General features: G+C 70.6%; 15 protein-coding genes. 7 read left to right on the plus strand and 8 right to left on the minus strand.

Translation table 11 applies throughout. The annotated features are described in order from the left end of the window. From TN53_RS07570 to TN53_RS07605, 8 genes are all read right to left on the minus strand, one after another. A partial coding sequence (locus tag TN53_RS07570) for a TerD family protein (RefSeq protein WP_199924532.1) occupies positions 1 to 568 on the minus strand: 568 nt, incomplete at its 3' end. Positions 569 to 631: 63 nt separating this feature from the next. Further along, complete coding sequence (locus TN53_RS07575; protein WP_046257623.1) at positions 632 to 856, minus strand: hypothetical protein; 225 nt, start codon at positions 854 to 856, stop codon at positions 632 to 634. A gap of 292 nt (positions 857 to 1,148) precedes the next feature. Continuing rightward, positions 1,149 to 2,138, minus strand: a complete 990-nt coding sequence (locus TN53_RS07580; RefSeq protein WP_046257624.1) for a zinc-dependent alcohol dehydrogenase family protein — start codon at positions 2,136 to 2,138, stop codon at positions 1,149 to 1,151. Next, positions 2,135 to 2,962 (minus strand): carbohydrate ABC transporter permease, encoded by an 828-nt coding sequence (locus TN53_RS07585; RefSeq protein ID WP_420719088.1) that lies wholly within the window; start codon positions 2,960 to 2,962, stop codon positions 2,135 to 2,137. The genes TN53_RS07580 and TN53_RS07585 overlap by 4 nt, the downstream gene beginning before the upstream one ends. 5 nt (positions 2,963 to 2,967) lie before the next feature. Beyond that, the gene (locus tag TN53_RS07590; RefSeq protein WP_046257626.1) at positions 2,968 to 3,906 is read right to left on the minus strand and encodes a carbohydrate ABC transporter permease; all 939 of its coding nucleotides are present in this window, start codon (positions 3,904 to 3,906) and stop codon (positions 2,968 to 2,970) included. Then, complete coding sequence (locus tag TN53_RS07595) at positions 3,903 to 5,273, minus strand: ABC transporter substrate-binding protein (RefSeq protein ID WP_046257627.1); 1,371 nt, start codon at positions 5,271 to 5,273, stop codon at positions 3,903 to 3,905. Before TN53_RS07595 ends, TN53_RS07590 begins: the two co-directional genes overlap by 4 nt. Before the next feature lie 77 nt (positions 5,274 to 5,350). Further along, positions 5,351 to 6,118 carry a DeoR/GlpR family DNA-binding transcription regulator gene (locus TN53_RS07600; protein WP_046257628.1) on the minus strand — a complete coding sequence of 256 codons (768 nt, stop codon included), beginning with the start codon at positions 6,116 to 6,118 and terminating at the stop codon, positions 5,351 to 5,353. Between the two features lie 310 nt (positions 6,119 to 6,428). Continuing rightward, positions 6,429 to 7,238, minus strand: coding sequence for an NAD-dependent epimerase/dehydratase family protein (locus tag TN53_RS07605; RefSeq protein ID WP_046257629.1), 810 nt, complete (start codon positions 7,236 to 7,238; stop codon positions 6,429 to 6,431). Positions 7,239 to 7,405: 167 nt separating this feature from the next. Between TN53_RS07605 and TN53_RS07610 the strand changes: the two genes are divergently transcribed. From TN53_RS07610 to araD, 7 genes are all read left to right on the plus strand, one after another. After that, positions 7,406 to 8,350, plus strand: coding sequence for a 5-dehydro-4-deoxyglucarate dehydratase (locus tag TN53_RS07610; RefSeq protein ID WP_046257630.1), 945 nt, complete (start codon positions 7,406 to 7,408; stop codon positions 8,348 to 8,350). Beyond that, positions 8,347 to 9,510: a hypothetical protein gene (locus TN53_RS07615; protein WP_046257631.1), complete on the plus strand. Its 1,164-nt coding sequence runs from the start codon at positions 8,347 to 8,349 to the stop codon at positions 9,508 to 9,510. The genes TN53_RS07610 and TN53_RS07615 overlap by 4 nt, the downstream gene beginning before the upstream one ends. Positions 9,511 to 9,636: 126 nt before the next feature. Beyond that, positions 9,637 to 10,218 (plus strand): TIGR03086 family metal-binding protein, encoded by a 582-nt coding sequence (locus TN53_RS07620; RefSeq protein WP_046257632.1) that lies wholly within the window; start codon positions 9,637 to 9,639, stop codon positions 10,216 to 10,218. Between the two features lie 60 nt (positions 10,219 to 10,278). Further along, complete coding sequence (locus tag TN53_RS07625; RefSeq protein WP_046257633.1) at positions 10,279 to 11,040, plus strand: MBL fold metallo-hydrolase; 762 nt, start codon at positions 10,279 to 10,281, stop codon at positions 11,038 to 11,040. Between the two features lie 144 nt (positions 11,041 to 11,184). Next, positions 11,185 to 11,853, plus strand: a complete 669-nt coding sequence (locus TN53_RS07630; RefSeq protein WP_046257634.1) for a GntR family transcriptional regulator — start codon at positions 11,185 to 11,187, stop codon at positions 11,851 to 11,853. Beyond that, a complete protein-coding gene (locus TN53_RS07635) occupies positions 11,850 to 12,758 on the plus strand; it encodes a dihydrodipicolinate synthase family protein (protein WP_046257635.1) in 909 nt (302 codons plus the stop codon). Before TN53_RS07630 ends, TN53_RS07635 begins: the two co-directional genes overlap by 4 nt. Continuing rightward, positions 12,755 to 14,491: an L-arabinonate dehydratase gene (gene araD / locus TN53_RS07640; protein ID WP_046257636.1), complete on the plus strand. Its 1,737-nt coding sequence runs from the start codon at positions 12,755 to 12,757 to the stop codon at positions 14,489 to 14,491. The genes TN53_RS07635 and araD overlap by 4 nt, the downstream gene beginning before the upstream one ends. Positions 14,492 to 14,512: the final 21 nt, after the last annotated feature.

Genomic DNA, 14,512 nt, shown 5'->3' on the forward strand with positions numbered 1-14,512 from the left:
GGGTGACGGGGGTCTGGACGGTGGGCTGCGGCGGGGCGACGGGGGCGGCCTGCTGGGGCGGAGCCACGGGGGCCGGCTCCTCCACGCTCACGCCGAAGTCGGTGGCGATGCCGGCCAGGCCGTTGGCGTAGCCCTGGCCCACGGCGCGGGCCTTCCACGCGCCGTTGCGCAGGTAGATCTCCACGATCACCAGCGCGGTCTCGGTGCCGAGCTGCGGGGGCGTGAAGGTGGCGAGGACGGAGTTGTCGGCGGCGTCGCGGATCGTGGCCGTGGGTTCGATGCCCTGGAAGGACTGGCCGGCGGCGTCCGGGCTGGCGGTGACGACGATCTTCTCGATGCCGGGCGGGATCGCGGCCGTGTCGACGACGATCGCGTCGGGGGCGGAGCCACCGCCCGAGCGGTACGTCACGCCCGGGCCGTTGGGCTGGTTGTAGAAGATGAAGTCGTCGTCCGAGCGCACCTTGCCGTCGGCGGTGAGCAGCAGGCTCGATACGTCGAGCCGCACCGGAGCGGCGACGTCCACCGTCACGCGCGCGGCGGAGAGAGGGATGTTCGAGCCGGGGGTCATAGCTGTCATGCCCGGTGAACGAGCGAGCCCCCTTTACCGTTCCCTTACCCGCGATCGTTCGGTTCAGAGGCGGTTGCGGGGGTGGTTGCGGGCCGTGCGTTCGTTGCCGTGCTTGTAGTTTCCGGTCCAGCGGGCCATGACGAGCTGGGGGTCCGGGGAGGACTCGACCTCGGCGAGGAACTGCGCGGCTCTGGGGCCGTGGAGGGTGGTGGCGGGGCGGTTGTGGTGGGTGATGTGGACGGTTCCGCCGGTGTGGGTCACGTAGTGGAATCCCTGGGGTTTTGGCATGCGGGGATGGTAGGGGCCCGGCGGGGGCGGACCCCAACGGTTTTCGCCCCCGCCGCCCCTACCCGTCCCATCCTCCAGGGGCGCTGCCCCTTCGACCCCGTTCCCAGGGGGCTCCGCCCCCTGGACCCCCGCTCCTCAAACGCCGGAGAGGCTGAAATTCACGGACCGCCCGTTTTTCATGCGCCGGTCACTGCATTTCAGCCCGTCCGGCGTTTGAGGAGCGGCAGCGGGGGTCTGGGGGCGCAGCCCCCAGGGGCGGGACGGGTAGGGGTGGCGGGGCCGAAAACCGCCCCTACGGCACCACCACGATCTTCCTGCCCACCCCCGACGCGAATTGGTCCAGCGCCTCCGGATAGCGGTCGAGGGGGATGCGGTCGCTGATGAAGATCTCGGGGTCGAGGACGCCGTTGGCGAAGAGTTCCGCCGCTCGTTCGAAGCTGTGCAGGACCGCCATCGAGCCGGTGATCGTCAGCTCCTGGTTGTAGATGCGGTACGGGTCGATCGTCACGCGCGTCGCGTAGTCGGCCACGCCGAACTGGAGAAACGTGCCCGCCTTCGCCACCCGCTCCAGCCCGTCCTGGATCGCCGCCGCGTTGCCCGTCGCGTCGACGACCACGTCCCAGCCCTGAGGGCGCTCGAGCTCGTCCGCGTTCGCCGCCGAGGACGAGACGCCCAGTCGGCGGGCCGTCTCCAGGCGGGACGGGTTCAGATCCACCACGTCCACACTCGCCGCACCCGTCCGCTTCGCAAGCTCCAGCATCATCAGCCCCATGGTTCCGGAGCCGTAGATCAGGACGTGGGCGCCCAGCCGGGACCGCAGGACGTCGTAGCCGCGTATCGCGCACGACAGCGGTTCCACCAGGGCCGCGTCCTGTGTGCGGACATGTTCGGGGAGCCGCACGCAGTTCGCCACCGGGGCCACCGCGTACTGCGCCGCGCCGCCGGCCGTGGTCACACCGATCGCCGCCCAGCGTTCACAGAGGTTGTTGTGGCCCGTACGGCAGTAGCGGCACTCGTAGCAGTACAGGGACGGGTCCACCGCCACCCGGTCGCCCACCGACAGTTCCGTCACCTGCCGGCCGACCCCCACCACCTCGCCCGCGAACTCGTGCCCCGGCACGATCGGCAGCTTCGGCGCGAACTCGCCCTGGAGGATGTGCAGGTCGGTGCCGCACAGCCCGCACGCGGCGACCTCGACGACGACCTCGCGCGGACCCGGCGTCGGGTCGGGGACCTCGGCGACGACGGCACGGCCCACGGACTCGATGACGGCGGCCTTCATTTCACGGCTCCCAACGACAGACCCTGGACCAGCTTGTCCTGGGCGGCGAACCCCGCGGCGAGCACCGGCAGGGAGATGACGAGCGACGCGGCGCACACCTTCGCCAGGAACAGGCCCTGGCTGGTGATGAAGCCGGTCAGGAAGACGGGGGCGGTCTCCGCCACCACGCCGGTCAGGACCCTCGCGAACAACAGCTCGTTCCAGCTGAAGATGAAGCAGATCAGCGCTGTCGCGGCGATTCCCGGGAGGGCGATCGGGGCCACCACGCGCGCCAGGATCGTCGGGAGCCGCGCCCCGTCCACCCGGGCCGCCTCGATGATCGCCACCGGCACCTCGGCCAGGAACGACTGCATCATCCACACCGCGATCGGCAGGTTCATGGAGGTGTAGAGGATGACCAGCAGCCAGATGTTGTCGAGCATGTCCGTGTTCTTGGCGAACAGATAGATGGGCAGCAGACCCGCCACCACCGGCAGCATCTTCGTCGACAGGAAGAAGAACAGGACGTCCGTCCACTTCTTCACCGGGCGGATCGACAGCGCGTACGCCGCCGGGAGCGCCAGGAGCAGGACGAAGGCCGTCGACGCCAGCGACGCCACCGACGAGTTGATCAGTGCCGGCCAGGGGCTCGCGCCGCCGCCCGTGCCGAAGAACTCGCGGTAGCCGTCCAGGGTGAGGGCGGCCCCGAAGGACGGCGGGTTGGTCGCCGCGTCCGCCTCCGAGTGGAAGGACGTCAGCGCCATCCACGCGATGGGGAGGAAGAACGCCACTCCCAGGAGCCAGGCCAGCAGGCCCAGGCCAACGCCCTTACGGCGTACGGTCATTGCACTCATGCCCGACCCGCCTCCTCACGGAACAGGGACGACACCACGCGCAGGGCGAAGGTCGCGATGATGATCGAGCCGATGACCACCAGGACGCCGGCGGCCGAGGCGAGGCCGTTCTCGTGGGCCTGGTAGAAGCTCTGGTAGACGGTGTAGGGGAGGTTGGCGGTGCCGAGGCCGCCCGATGTGATCGTGAAGACCGCGTCGAAGTTCTGGACGATGTAGATCGAGCCCAGCAGCGCGCCCAGCTCCAGATAGCGGCGCAGATGCGGGAGCGTCAGATGCCGGAAGATCTGCCAGTCGCTCGCGCCGTCCACCCGTGCTGCCTCGATCTGCTGGGAGTCGCGGCTCTGCAGGCCCGCCAGCAGGATCAGCATCATGAACGGCGTCCACTGCCAGACCAGGGAGGCCTCCACCGCCAGCAGCGGGGTGTTGGAGATCCAGTCCGGCTGTGGGCCGCCCACATAGTGCAACAACCCATTGAGCAGACCGTATTCGGGGTTGTAGAGCACATGCTTCCAGAGCAGCGCCGCCGCCACGGGGACGACGAGGAAGGGGGCGATCAGAAGGGTGCGGACCACGCCGCGCCCCTTGAACCGACGGTCCAGCAGGAGCGCCAGGGCCAGGCCGAGCACCAGGCTCACCAGGACCACCGTCGCCGTCAGCAGGACCGTCGTCCACACCGAATGGCGCAGGTCCGCGTCCGTGAGGACCTGTTGGTAGTTGTCGAAGCCCGTGAAGTGCCGGGCCTTCGGGTACAGGGCGTTCCAGTCGAAGAAGGAGATCACCAGCGTGGCCACGAACGGGAGCTGGGTGACCACGATCATGAAGATCAGGGCGGGCAGGAGCGGGGCCCGGGTGGCCCAGTTGCGCAGCCGGGCCGACGGTGGGCGGGCGGTGCGTACGGGAGTCGCGGCCACGGGGGCCGTCGTTGTCGCTGTCATCGTCCCTCGTACTCCTCGGAGATCTTCTCGGCGAGCCGCTGGGACTTCTCCAGGGCCGACTCGACGGACTGGCGTCCGGCGATGGCCGCGCTGATCTCCTGGGAGACCTTGGTGCCGAGATCGGTGAACTCGGGGATGCCGACGAACTGGATGCCGGGCGCGGGGCGCGGCTGCACCCCCGGGTCGTTGGGCTGCGCGCCTTCGATGGCCTCCTTGGTCATCTCCTGGAAGGCGGCGGCCTCTTTGACGTACGCCGGATTCGTGTACGTCGACGCGCGTTTGCCGGCCGGGACGTTGGACCAGCCGATCTGGTCGCCGACCAGCTGTTCGTACTGCTTGCCGGAGGCCCAGGACACGAACTTCCAGGCCTTGTCGGGGTTGTGGGAGGCGTCCTGGATGCCCCAGGCCCAGGTGTAGAGCCAGCCGGAGGACTTCGTCTCCTCGACGGGGGCGGGGGCGTAGCCGACCTTGCCCTTGACGGGGGAGTCGTCCGCCTCCAGGGAACCGGCGGCGCTCGTGGCGTCGTACCACATGGCGACCTTGCCCTGGGTCATGTTGTTCAGGCACTCGGCGAAGCCGGACTGGGGCGCTCCCGACTCACCGTGCTCACGGACGAGGTCGACATAGAACTTCGTCGCCTTCTCCCACTCGGGGGAGTCGAGCCGGGCCTTCCAGTTCTGGTCGAACCAGGTGCCGCCGAAGGTGTTCACGACGGTCGTCAGGGGTGCCATCACCTCGCCCCAGCCCGGCAGTCCGCGCAGACAGATGCCCTTCATGCCGGGCTCGGCGCCGTCCACCTTCGCGGCCAGGTCGGCCACCTGGGTCCAGGTGGGGTGGGCCGGCATCGTCAGACCCGCGTTCGCGAAGACGTCCTTGCGGTACATCAGGAAGGAGGACTCGCCGTAGAAGGGCTGGCCGTAGAGCTTGCCGTCGTCGCCGGTCAGGGACTGGCGCATGGGCCCCAGGACGTCCTGTTCGTCGTACGCCTGGTCCTTGGCGACGTAGGAGTCCATCTCGTGCAGCCAGCCGTTGCGGGCGTAGATCGGGATCTCGTAGTTGGAGAGGGTGGCCACGTCGTACTGGCCCGCCTGGTTGGCGAAGTCCTGGCTGATCTTGTCGCGGACGTCGTTCTCGGGCAGGACGGTGAAGTTGACCTTGATGCCGGTCTCTTCGGTGAAGCGGGGGGCGAGTTTCTGCAACTCGGTCATCTGGGGGTTGTTGACCATGAGGACGTTGATCGAGTCGCCGCCCGCCCCCGCCCCGCCGGCTCCGACCCAGCAGCCGGAGAGCAGCGGGGTGAGCAGCGTCCCTGCGGCGGCCAGGGCGAGCGTGGCTCGCGGTGGCCGTCGTCGGCTCTGGGTTCGCATGGATCGCTCCTGGACTTATGGGGAGATAAAGGGCACGACAAGGTGTGACGTGCCGCATTAAGTGGTGGGTTGGATTTTCAGACGCGGATGACCTGAGGCCCGAGCAGTGAGTAGCGGTGGGCCTCGGACGTGGGGAGCAGGGTGCTCGTGACGATCGTCTCCAGCGTGCCGATCTCCGCGAACCGGCAGAAGCTGACCGCCCCGAACTTGGTGTGGACACCCGCGAACACCGTGCGACGCGCGGCCCGGATCGCCTGTGCCTTGACCTCGCTGACCGCGGGGTCGGGGGTGGTGAGGCCGTGTTCGCGGGAGATGCCGTTGGCGCCGATGTAGGCGAGGTCGAGGACGAAGCCGGCGAGCATCTTCGTCGTCCAGTGGTCGACGGTGGCCAGGGTGCCGGAGCGGACCCGGCCCCCGAGCAGGAGGACCGAGACGCCGTCCGCCTCGGCGAGGGCGCCCGCGACCGGGAGGGATGCGGTGACCACGGTCAGGGGGCGGTCCCGGGGCAGGGCCTCGGCGATGAGCTGTGGGGTGAAGCCCTCGTCGACGAAGACCGTCTCGGCGTCCCCGAGCAGCTCGGCCGCGGCGGTGGCGATGCGGCGCTTCTCGGGGACGTGGCTGGTGGCCCGGAAGGCGAGCGTCGTCTCGAAGCCGGCGCTCTCCACGGGGTAGGCGCCGCCGTGGGTGCGGCGGACCAGGCCGTGGTCCTCCAGGGCGCGGAGGTCTCGGCGGACGGTTTCTTTCGCGACGCCGAGTTGGGCGGCGAGCGTGTTGACGTCGACGGCGCCTGTGGTGCGGGCGGCGTGGACGATATGCCGCTGGCGGTCTTCCGCGGTGCCGGTCATGTCGTCACCCGCCCTCCTGTGCTGCCGTTGCCCGTTCGGGCCGTATGCAGGAAGTTCTACAGCGGGTGGGTGGTGGTGACCAGGTCTGTTGCGTCAGTGATAGTGACCGTGTGTGCCCGTTCGGGCAGGGGGCGCCTATGGGTTGGGAGGGTGCGGTCGTGTGGCGGCTGCGGATTCGTTGTGGCTGGTCGCGCAGTTCCCCGCGCCCCTGGCAGGGCGCGGTCGCACCCGTTCCAGGGCCATGGCCGTCTGCCCGAACACCACTGCGGGCGGGCCCGTTCGGTGCCCGCCCGCCATCTTCATGGGTGTCTCAGTACGGCCAGATCGGCGGATCGCTCACGAAGTGGCCGCCGAGGTGGGCGTGGGCGATGTTCTCCGGGTCCAGTTCGCCCTGCTCGGCGATGATCTTCTCGGCGTACTGCTCGGAGTCGTCCCGGGGGTCGTAGCCGATCGCCCGGGCCGTGCTGAGGTCCCACCACAGGCGGGTGTTGGCGGAGGAGCCGTAGACGACGGTGTGCTGGACGTCCTCGGCGGTCAGGGCCGCGTGGAAGAGGCGGGCGCCGTCGGCCGGGCTCATCCACACCGACAGCATGCGGACGCTGCTGGGCTCGGGGAAGCAGGAGCCGATGCGTACCGACACGGTCTCCAGGGCGTGCTTGTCCCAGTAGAGCTGGGCAAGGTCCTCGCCGAAGGACTTGGACAGGCCGTAGAAGGTGTCCGGGCGGTGCGGGGTGTCGATCGGGATCAGGGGAGCGTCGCCCTGGGGGCGGGGGGTGAAGCCCACCGCGTGGTTGGAGGAGGCGAAGACGATCCTCGGTACGCCCTCCTCGCGGGCGGTCTCGTACAGGTTGTAGGTGCCCTCGATGTTCGCCCTGAGGATCTTGTCGAAGGAGGCTTCCAGGGAGATGCCCGCGAGGTGGATGATCGCGTCGACACCCCGGACGGCCTCGCGCACGGCGTCCTTGTCGGCGAGGTCCGCGACGATCGCGTCCGGTGCGCCCTCGACGGGGAGCAGGTCCAGGAGGCGCAGCTCGTAGCCGTACTCGGGGAGCAGGTCCCGCATCAGGGTGCCGAGCCCGCCGGCGGCGCCGGTGAGCAGTACGGTGCGGGGCGCTGGCATCCTCGGTTCTCCTTGAGTCGACGGCCGTAACACTGCTCGGTATTCACATTCGTGGACAAGTTAAGGATCATCGGCACGCCTCGTCAAGGGTGGTGCTACGCATGTTCAGAAACGTAAACTCTGATCAGAATCCCGCACGCCTCTGTTTCTCGTTCTAGGGAGAGCCCGTGACGACTGCCGACCTCGCCACCCGACTCGGCATCCCCAGCGGGCCGCTGTTCTTCCCCGTCACCGCCTACGCCCCCGACGGCTCGGTCGACCTCGACGTCTACCGCGCCCATGTGCGCCGCGGGGTGGAGGCCGGGGCCGCCGCCGTCTTCGCGTGCTGCGGCACCGGGGAGTTCCACGCGCTGACGCCCGAGGAGTTCGAGGCGTGCGTGCGGGCGGCCGTGGAGGAGACGGCGGGACGTGTGCCGGTCGTCGCGGGCGCCGGGTACGGCACCGCGCTCGCCGTGCGGTACGCGAAGCTGGCCGAGGCGGCCGGCGCGGACGGGCTGCTCGCGCTGCCGCCGTACCTCGTGATCGCCGGGCAGGAGGGCCTGCTGCGGCACTACAAGGAGATCGCGGCGGCCACCGCGCTGCCCGTCGTCGTCTACCAGCGCGACAACGCCGTGTTCACACCGCCGACCGTCGTCGAACTGGCCCGCACCGAAGGGATCGTCGGCCTCAAGGACGGGCTCGGCGACCTCGACCTCGTCCAGCGGATCGTCAGCGCCGTGCGCACCGAGGTCCCCGGCGACTTCCTCTACTTCAACGGCCTGCCGACCGCCGAACAGACCCAGCTCGCCTACCGCGCGGTCGGCGTCCCGCTCTACTCCTCCGCCGTGTTCTGCTTCGCCCCCGAGATCGCCCTCGCCTTCCACGGGGCGCTCGAGTCGGACGACTCGCGGACGGCCGACCGTCTCCTGGACGGCTTCTACCGCCCGTTCGTCGAGCTGCGCGCCCAGGGCCGCGGCTACGCCGTCGCCCTGGTCAAGGCCGGTGTACGGCTGCGCGGGCTCGACGTGGGGGAGGTCCGGCCACCGCTGCACGAGCCCACCGAGGATCATGTGAAGCAGCTCGCCCAGATCATCGAGCGTGGATACGCGCTGCTGGAGGAGGACACCAAGTGAAGGCGTCGACATTCGTCTACCCCTGGGACGTCAACGGGGACCCAGAGGCGGCCGCGCGCATCGCCTCCCTCGGTGTGGGCCAGGTGACGCTCGCCTCCGCGTACCATTCCACGCGCGCGCTGACGCCCCGCCACCCGCGCCACCGCATCGTCACCGCCGAGCACGCGTCCGTGCTCTACCCCACCGACGACCGCTGGCAGGGACGGGAGTTGCGCCCGTACCCGGCCGGCGACTGGGCGCCCGGCGACGCGTTCGGCGAGGCGGCCACCGCGCTGACGCGGGCCGGCCTGGAGGTGCACACCTGGGTGGTCCTCGCCCACAACTCCCGCCTGGGCGCCGAACATCCGGACACCTCGGTCGTCAACGCCTACGGCGACCGCTACCCCTGGGCTCCCTGTATCGCCCAGCCCGCCACGCGCGCGTACCTCGTCGACCTGGCTGCCGAGGCCGCGGTGCGCCCGGGCGCGCGCGGCACCGAACTGGAGTCCCTCGGCTGGTACGGCCTCCAGCATCTGCACGCCCACGACAAGACCGGCGGGGTCGGCCTCGGGGACGCCGGGATGTATCTGATGGCGCTCTGCTTCTGTGCGGTCTGCCGGGAGGGCTACGCCGCCCAGGGCCTGGATGCCGACGAACTGGCGGCCGCGGTACGGGACGCGCTGGAGCCGCTGTGGCAGGGGGCGCCGGACGACCGGGAGTGGGCGGGTGTCGAGAAGCTCCTGGGTGCCTCGGTGGCGGCGGCCACGCGCGCGTGGCGCGACGAGACCGCCCGCACCCTCCAGGAGGCGGCGGTCGGGGCGGTGCGCGCGGCGGCTCCCGACGGTTTCCAGATCCTGCTGCACGCCGACCCGGTGACGTATCACGTCGGCGCCAACCCGGGCGTGGACCCCGCGCACATCCTCTCCGTGGCGGACGGCGTGGTGGTGCCGTGCGCGGGCGGACCGGGCCTGCTGACGCCGTTCGCCGAGCAGGGCCGCGAGGATGCGGTGATCGCCGCCAACTTCGGCGTGGTCTCCGGGATGGGCGGCAGCCCCGGCACGCTCGCGGCGGACGCGGCACGCGCGCGTGAGCTCGGCGCCACCGAAATGCGGCTCTATCACGCCGGATTGGCGTCGGACGGCGACCTGGCGGCGGTGCGCGCGGCTCTCGCCGGCCGCTGAAGCGGCGGGGCCGCGCTCGGGTTCCCTGGTCGGCGACTGGTCGGCGACGAATTTCCCGTAGGGCGATGAGTTTCGGGAGCGTGGGCGGTCCACCCTCTGAAGGGCACCCATCCCGGAGGAGCACGCATGACTCTCGACCTCGGCCCCCAGACCCGCACTCTGGCGCGCCTCGCCCAGGCCGTCCGGGACGAGCGGCTGGCGGACCCGACCCCCTGTCCGGACCTGGCGCTCCGCAATCTGCTGGGCCACCTGCTGGGCCTGAGCGTCGCCTTCCGTGACGCCGCCCGCAAGGACCTCGGCCCCACGACGAACACCGACCCCTCCGCCGCCGTACCGGACATCGGTCCCGGCTGGCGCGAGGAGCTGCCGAAGGTCCTCGACGAACTCGCCGACGCCTGGCGCGACCGGTCCGCCTGGACCGGTATGACCCGCGCGGGCGGCGTCGACCTGCCCGGCGAGGTCGCGGGAGCGGTCGCGATCGACGAACTGGTCATCCACGGCTGGGACCTGGCCCGCGCCACCGGCCTCCCGTACGACCCGGACCCCGCCGCGCTCCAGGTGTCGTACGACTTCCTGCTCGCGGCCGCCAAGGAGGACGACCGGGGCGGCGGCATCTTCGGCCCCGTGGTTCCGGTGGCGGACGGCGCGCCCCTGCTCGACCGGGCGGTCGGGCTGAGCGGGCGGGATCCGGGGTGGCAGCGACCGTGATGAGCGGCAGCGGTTCTTAATCAGAGGCGCGGGGCAGGAGCCGCGACCTACCCTCCCCGCATGTCTCTCACCCTCACCGTCCTCGGCACCGCCTCCCCGCACCCCGGCCCGGGCACCCCCTGCTCCGGCTATCTGGTACGGGGCGGGGGTGCCGAGGTGTGGGTGGACGCCGGTACCGGAACCTTCGCCGAGTTGCAGCGGCACACGGATCCGACGCGGCTGAGCGCGATCTGGATCTCGCATCTGCACGCCGATCACTACGCCGATCTGACCGCCGCCTTCTACGGCTTCGCGTACGGCGGACTCGCCCTCCCCGCGCCCGTCCCCGTGTACGCACCGCGCGACTGTGCCCAGCGCCTCGCCGGCTTCTTCGGCCGGCCGGACACCGGGTTCCTGAGCGGTGTCTTCGACCTCCAGCCGCTGTACAACGGGCATTCCGTCCGGCACGGCGGCCTGACGCTCACCGCCCGTGCCGTCGAGCACGATGTCGAGGCGTACGGCCTGTGGGCACAGAGCGACGGACGGGCGCTGGCGTACTCCGGGGACACCGGGCCGTGCGACGGACTGCTGCGGCTCGCCGCCGGGGCGGACCTGTTCCTCTGCGAGGCCGATGTCGACGCGCATCGCGAAGGCGAAGTCGATCCGGTGCATCTGACACCGGAGGAAGTCGGCACCGCCGCCCGCATCGCAGGCGGCGTAGGGAAGGTGCTGGTCACCCACGTCGGCCCCACGCTCGCCCCCGAAGACGCCACCGCGCGCGCCGCCTCCGTCTTCGGTGGATCCACCGCCGTGGCCCGCGTCGGGGAGACGCACACCGTCTGAACGCCCTGATCGGCAACCTCAACTTCCTTTGTCAGAAGCATTGACGAAACACGAGCCCCCTCCTACCTTCAACCCGTCGTACTTCGTACGTCATATATGAGACGCGATACGTGAGATCCGATACGCGAGATCCGAGAGGCGCGCATGACCTCTGTGCCCACGCCGATCCCCTCCCGCACGCAGTACGTGCTCGAGGAGATCAAACGCCGCATCCTCACCGGCCAGCTGACGCCGGGGCAGGCTCTGGTCGAGACCGAGCTCGCCGCGCAGTTCGGGGTGTCCAAGACCCCGGTGCGCGAGGCGCTCAAGACCCTGGCCGGCACCGGGCTCGTCGTGATGAACCAGTACAAGGGCGTCACGGTGCGCATGGTGGACGCGGACATGGCGCGCGAGGTCTACGACGTCCGGCTGCTCCTCGAACCCGAGGCCCTGAAGCGGGCCGTCAAGCGCGGCGCCTCCCTCGACGAGGCCCGTGACGCGCTGACCCGGGCCGACCAGGCCACCGACACCGCCGAACGCTCCCTCGCCAACCGGGAGTTCCACCGGTCCCTGTATCTGCCGTGCGGCAACCCGCTGCTCGGCCGGATGCTCGACGAGGTCCGGGACCAGGCGGCCCTCGTCTCCGCCGTCGCCTGGGCGGCCTCGCCCTCCTGGGAGCGGGAGGCCGGTGAGCACCGGGAGATCCTGCGGCTCGCCCTCGACGGTGACGCCGACGGCGCGGCCCGCGCCCTCCACGCGCACATCGCGTCGTTCGTGCAACGGGCCTTCCCGGACGCGGAGTCCGAGGCCCAGGGAGAGGACGGTCAGGCATGACAGCGACGTTCGAGACCCAACGGGCGGCCCTGGCCGACGTGGTGGCGATCCCGGTGACACCGTTCGCCGAGGACGGCACCGTCGACCAGGACACCCACCGGGCCCTGCTGCGTCGTCTCCTCGACGGTGGGGTCACGACCCTCACCCCCAACGGGAACACCGGCGAGTTCTACGCCCTGACCCCCCAGGAGCGCCGGCTCGTCACCGAGCTGACGATCGACGAGGCCGGCGACCGTGCCGTGATCCTCGTCGGCGTCGGCCACGACGTGCCCACCGCCGTCGCCTCCGCACGGCACGCCCGTGAGCTGGGCGCGGCGATGGTGATGGTCCACCAGCCCGTCCATCCGTACGTCTCCCAGGGCGGCTGGGTCGACTACCACCGCGCCATCGCCGAGGCCGTGCCCGAGCTGGGCGTCGTGCCGTACATCCGTAACGCGCAGCTCAGCGGGGCTCGGCTCGCCGAACTCGCCGACGCCTGCCCGAACGTCATCGGGGTGAAGTACGCCGTCCCGGACGCGGCGAGATTCGCCGCCTTCGCCCGGGACGCGGGACTCGAACGCTTCGTGTGGGTCGCCGGCCTCGCCGAGCCCTACGCCCCCTCGTACTTCTCCGCGGGCGCCACCGGCTTCACCTCCGGACTCGTGAACGTCGCCCCGGCCGTTTCGCTGAACATGATCGAAGCGCTGCGATCCGGTGACTACCCGGCCGCCATGAAGGTCTGGGAGCAGATCCGCCGCTTCGAGGAACTCCGCGCCGCCAACGGCTCCGCCAACAACGTCACCATCGTCAAGGAGGCCCTCGCCTCCCTCGGACTGTGCCGCCGCGAGGTGCGTCCGCCGAGCCGGCCGCTGCCCGAGGACGAGCGGGCCGAGGTCGCCGGGATAGCCGCCGGGTGGTCGATATGACCGACAGAGAACGCAAACGCCCCGAGGAGCTGCGGAGCCACCAGTGGTACGGCACCGAGGGCCAGTTGCGCACCTGGTCGCACAACGCCCGGATGCGCCAGCTGGGTTACGAGGCGGAGGAGTACCGGGGCCGCCCGGTGATCGCCGTCCTCAACACCTGGTCCGACATCAACCCCTGCCACGTCCATCTGCGCGAGCGCGCCGAGGCGGTCAAGCGGGGCGTGTGGCAGGCCGGGGGCTTCCCACTCGAGTTCCCGGTCGCCACGCTCTCGGAGACGTACCAGAAGCCGACCCCGATGCTCTACCGCAACCTCCTCGCGATGGAGACGGAGGAGCTGCTGCGGTCGTACCCGATCGACGCGGCGGTGCTGCTCGGCGGCTGCGACAAGTCGACGCCGGCGCTGCTCATGGGCGCTGCCTCGGCCGACGTGCCGTCGCTCTTCGTGCCCGCGGGGCCGATGCTGCCGGGGCACTGGCGCGGGGAGACCCTCGGGTCCGGCACCGACATGTGGAAGTACTGGGACGAGCATCGCGCGGGCAATCTGACGGACTGCGAACTCCGCGAGCTCCAGGGCGGGTTGGCGCGTTCACCCGGTCACTGCATGACCATGGGCACCGCGTCCACGATGACCGCTGCGGCGGAGGTCCTCGGCATGACACTGCCGGGTGCCTCCTCGATCCCGGCCGTCGAGTCCGGGCACGAGCGGATGGCCGCCGCCTCCGGGCGCCGTGCCGTGGAGCTCGCCTGGACCGCCCTCAAGCCGTCGGAGATCCTCACCCGGGAGGCCTTCGAGGACGCCGTCACCACGGTGCTCGGACTCGGCGGCTCCACCAACGCCGTGATCCACCTGATCGCGATGGCGGGCCGGTCCGGGATCAAGCTCGCCCTCGACGACTTCGACCGCATCGCCCGTACCGTCCCGGTGCTGGCGAACGTACGGCCCGGCGGACAGACGTACCTCATGGAGGACTTCTACTTCGCCGGTGGCCTGCCCGCCTTCCTCACACGGATCACCGACCTGCTGCATCTGGACCGGCCGACCGTCAACGGCACGCTGGGAGAGCAGCTCGAAGGTGCCGTCGTGCACAACGACGACGTCATCCGCACCCGCGAGAACCCGGTCGCCGGCGAGGGCGGTGTCGCCGTCCTGCGCGGCAACCTCTGCCCGGACGGCGCGGTCATCAAGCACATCTCCGCCGAGCCGCACCTGCTCAAGCACACCGGTCCCGCGGTCGTCTTCGACGACTACAGGACCATGCAGCGGACCATCAACGACCCGTCGCTGAACATCACCGCCGACAGTGTGGTGGTGCTGCGCAACGCCGGGCCCAAGGGCGGTCCGGGCATGCCCGAGTACGGCATGCTGCCCATCCCCGACCACCTGCTCAAGCAGGGGGTGCGGGACATGGTCCGGATCTCCGACGCCCGGATGAGCGGCACGAGTTACGGCGCGTGTGTGCTGCACGTCGCGCCCGAGTCGTACATCGGCGGACCGCTCGCCCTCGTCCGCAGCGGTGACCGGATCACCCTGGACGTCGAGGCGCGCTCCCTCCATCTCCACGTGGACGACGAGGAGTTGGAGCGCCGCAGGGCGCAGTGGACGCCGCCGCCCGTCCGTTACGAGCGAGGCTACGGCGCGCTCTACAACGAGCAGATCACGCAGGCCGACACCGGCTGCGACTTCGAGTTCCTGGCCCGCCCGGGCAAGGGGAGCGACCCGTACGCCGGCTGAGCCGCAGCAGCACCACAGCGC

It is taken from the genome of Streptomyces sp. WM6386, from assembly GCF_000972385.1.
Lineage (GTDB): Bacteria > Actinomycetota > Actinomycetes > Streptomycetales > Streptomycetaceae > Streptomyces.

Coding starts and splice junctions, on each gene's coding strand:
- TN53_RS07575 (WP_046257623.1), bottom strand. CDS start 856: ATGCCAAAACCCCAGGGATTCCACTACGTGACCCACACCGGCGGAACC.
- TN53_RS07580 (WP_046257624.1), bottom strand. CDS start 2,138: ATGAAGGCCGCCGTCATCGAGTCCGTGGGCCGTGCCGTCGTCGCCGAG.
- TN53_RS07585 (WP_420719088.1), bottom strand. CDS start 2,962: ATGACCGTACGCCGTAAGGGCGTTGGCCTGGGCCTGCTGGCCTGGCTC.
- TN53_RS07590 (WP_046257626.1), bottom strand. CDS start 3,906: ATGACAGCGACAACGACGGCCCCCGTGGCCGCGACTCCCGTACGCACC.
- TN53_RS07595 (WP_046257627.1), bottom strand. CDS start 5,273: ATGCGAACCCAGAGCCGACGACGGCCACCGCGAGCCACGCTCGCCCTG.
- TN53_RS07600 (WP_046257628.1), bottom strand. CDS start 6,118: ATGACCGGCACCGCGGAAGACCGCCAGCGGCATATCGTCCACGCCGCC.
- TN53_RS07605 (WP_046257629.1), bottom strand. CDS start 7,238: ATGCCAGCGCCCCGCACCGTACTGCTCACCGGCGCCGCCGGCGGGCTC.
- TN53_RS07620 (WP_046257632.1), top strand. CDS start 9,637: ATGACTCTCGACCTCGGCCCCCAGACCCGCACTCTGGCGCGCCTCGCC.
- TN53_RS07625 (WP_046257633.1), top strand. CDS start 10,279: ATGTCTCTCACCCTCACCGTCCTCGGCACCGCCTCCCCGCACCCCGGC.
- TN53_RS07630 (WP_046257634.1), top strand. CDS start 11,185: ATGACCTCTGTGCCCACGCCGATCCCCTCCCGCACGCAGTACGTGCTC.
- TN53_RS07635 (WP_046257635.1), top strand. CDS start 11,850: ATGACAGCGACGTTCGAGACCCAACGGGCGGCCCTGGCCGACGTGGTG.
- araD (WP_046257636.1), top strand. CDS start 12,755: ATGACCGACAGAGAACGCAAACGCCCCGAGGAGCTGCGGAGCCACCAG.